The organism is Pseudomonas oryzihabitans (assembly GCF_007665395.1).
In the GTDB taxonomy this organism is placed as follows: domain Bacteria; phylum Pseudomonadota; class Gammaproteobacteria; order Pseudomonadales; family Pseudomonadaceae; genus Chryseomonas; species Chryseomonas psychrotolerans_C.
In genome coordinates, this window is sequence record NZ_VDND01000027.1 from 1 (window position 1) to 882 (window position 882).

Below are 882 nucleotides of genomic sequence, written 5' to 3' on the forward strand. Positions count from 1 at the left end.
ACTGGGCTGCGTGCCGAGGATGCAGCACAAGCGGCGGGAGTCAGTGTCCGTACGGCCTACAAATGGTTCAGGCGCTTTCGTGAGGAGGGCGAGTCCGGTCTGATGGATCGTTCATCACGTCCGCATTCCTGCTCGCATGAGACCTCAAGCGACCTGGTCGCACAGTTGATCCAGCTACGCCGCTCTCGCCATACCTATCGACAGATCGCCCAACTACTCGGCGTGGCCGTCAGTACCGTTGCACGGCGTCTCAAACAGGCAGGCTTTCATCGTTTGGCCGAGCTGGAACCCGCTCCTGTGGTGGTGCGCTACGAATATCCCAAGGCCGGCGACCTGCTACATCTGGATATCAAGAAGCTTGGCCGATTCTGGAGGCCTGGTCACCGAGTGACGGGGGATCGCCAGCAGGCCTGCGATGGCGCCGGCTGGGAGTTCGCCCATGTGGCCATCGATGATGCGTCCCGGCTGGCCTTCACCAGCCTGCACCCGGACGAGCGCGGTAGTAGCGCCTGTCGAGCCCTGTTGCAGGCGGTGCGCTACTACCGCGGGCTGGGTATCCGCTTTGAGCGAGTCATGACAGACAACGGTGCCTGCTACCGCTCTCATTCGTTTCGGCGCTTGTGTGCCCGGCTCGGATTGAAACACATCCGTACCAAACCCTATACGCCGCGTACGAACGGCAAAGCCGAGCGCTTCATCCAGACGAGCCTGCGTGAGTGGGCCTATGCTCGCTGCTACGACAGCTCCGAGCAGCGAGCCCGGCACCTACCTGCGTGGCTGCATCACTACAATTGGCACAGGCCGCATTCCAGCCTCAACTACAAACCGCCCATCAGTCGGGCTCCGTTGCCACTGAACAACGTACTGGGTTTACACAGCTAG

The 882-nt window shown here is 61.5% G+C and carries 1 protein-coding gene; it reads left to right on the forward strand.

Going from position 1 to position 882, the window contains the following annotated elements; genetic code table 11:
- Positions 1-882: IS481 family transposase (locus tag FSV73_RS25425; RefSeq protein ID WP_145013137.1), on the forward strand; the 882-nt coding region annotated here is incomplete at its 5' end.